This is a genomic window from Bradyrhizobium jicamae, from assembly GCF_001440395.1.
GTDB classification, from domain to species: domain Bacteria; phylum Pseudomonadota; class Alphaproteobacteria; order Rhizobiales; family Xanthobacteraceae; genus Bradyrhizobium; species Bradyrhizobium jicamae.
In genome coordinates, this window is the sequence record NZ_LLXZ01000095.1 from 1 (window position 1) to 1,497 (window position 1,497).

Here is a 1,497-nt window from a genome sequence, read left to right on the forward strand (position 1 = left end):
ATCGATCAGTTCATGCACTACTTTCATGAGTTCTCTCCTTGGGGGTTGCGTGTGAACAACATCTGGCTTGAAGCAAGCCAGCGCCTCACCATGCGTGTTTGATACACGAGGCTGGCTTTTCCATCTGTGACAGAAATCACGGGGTGCCCCACAGCGGCAGTCAGCTTTGGCTACGCCAGGGTGAACTCTTGGCCAGAATGCTCTTTGTTTGTGGGATGTCGGCTTGGATCACGAACAACAAAATTTGTGCGCCCATGATGTCGCTCTGCAAATGATCGACACGTCTATTGTCCGCGTGCATCAGGCACGGTGCCTGCATCAACCGAAATAGAAGACAATCCATGAGACGGTCACGTGGCGGATTGATCAGCGAAATTCATGCTGTCTCTGTCGGAAACCTAATCCGGCCGGCACGTGAGGCCGGATCGCGCAATGCTTCTGCCTTATGAGAGAAGCTTGCAGCATGGTCTGGTCGGTGCTGGTCTCATTGTTCCGGGCGCGAGTGTCGCTGGAAGCTGAGATCCTGATCCGTCGCCATCAGCTTGACATTCAGCGACGGCACCAGCCGGAGAGATGGCCTTCAGTGTCACGGATCGCCTGAACTTTGTTGGCCTGGTGCAAAATACCGTCAAGGCGCTGACGATTGTGAAGCCGGATACCGCATCCGTCGGCACGCGCCGGTCTCAGACTGTGTTGGCGCTGCAAATTGCCGCACGGCTGCGGCTGACCGGCTGTAGCGTTGGAAATTCGTCGGCTGATCCGCGAGATGAGCATTGCCAACCGTTGTGGGGAGCTCCAAGACCGATGGAGAGCTTCTCAGGCTCGGCATCGACATCGGCCGGATCAGCGTGGCCAAGCACATGGCGCGGAGGAGGGGCCTCCCTCGCAGGGATGGAAAACGTTCCTTCGGAACCATGCGGCTGGCATTGGCGCAATAGACCTCTTCGTCGTGCCGACGATTCGTTCCGGCTGCTCTATGGTTTGCTGATCATGGGCCATGGCCGGCGGCAGATCCTGTGGTTTGGGATCGCCGCGCACACGACCGCTGATTGGATTGCCAATCAGCTCACTGAAGCCTGTGGCTGGGAGCAAATCCCTCGTTACCTAATCAAGGACCGAAATTGAGCCTTTGGCGAGATCGTTGTCCGCCAGGGTTTGGTCGATCGGCATTCGAGACCGCCCGACGGCTTCCTGCTCACCTTGGCAAAACGCGTACGCCGAACGGTTGATCGGCTTAATCCGGAGGGAATGCATCGATCATGTCGTAGTACTTGGCGAACGCCGTCTCCGCCACGTTCTGTTGTCGTATAGGGATGACTACAACGACTCTCGCGCTCATTTGCGCCCGTGATTTCTGTCACAGATGGAAAAGCCAGCCTCGTGTATCAAACACGCCCAGTGAGGCACTGGCTGCTTAGAGCCAGATGTTGTTCACACACACACCCCAAGGAGAGAACTCATGAAAGTAGTGCATGAACTGATCGATGCGGAACTCGA

2 protein-coding genes and 1 pseudogene are annotated in these 1,497 nt (G+C 56.4%); all 3 read left to right on the plus strand.

The window, feature by feature from the left end; translation table 11 throughout:
- Window positions 1–250 precede the first annotated feature (250 nt).
- A pseudogene (locus tag CQ12_RS42245) lies at window positions 251–398 on the plus strand (IS5/IS1182 family transposase); the annotation flags it as partial.
- Window positions 399–573: 175 nt separating this feature from the next.
- Window positions 574–1,125 (plus strand): hypothetical protein, encoded by a 552-nt coding sequence (locus tag CQ12_RS43750; RefSeq protein ID WP_157088224.1) that lies wholly within the window; start codon window positions 574–576, stop codon window positions 1,123–1,125.
- A 100-nt stretch (window positions 1,126–1,225) separates the two neighbouring features.
- A complete protein-coding gene (locus tag CQ12_RS47680) occupies window positions 1,226–1,351 on the plus strand; it encodes a hypothetical protein (protein WP_430642211.1) in 126 nt (41 codons plus the stop codon).
- Window positions 1,352–1,497 lie beyond the last annotated feature (146 nt).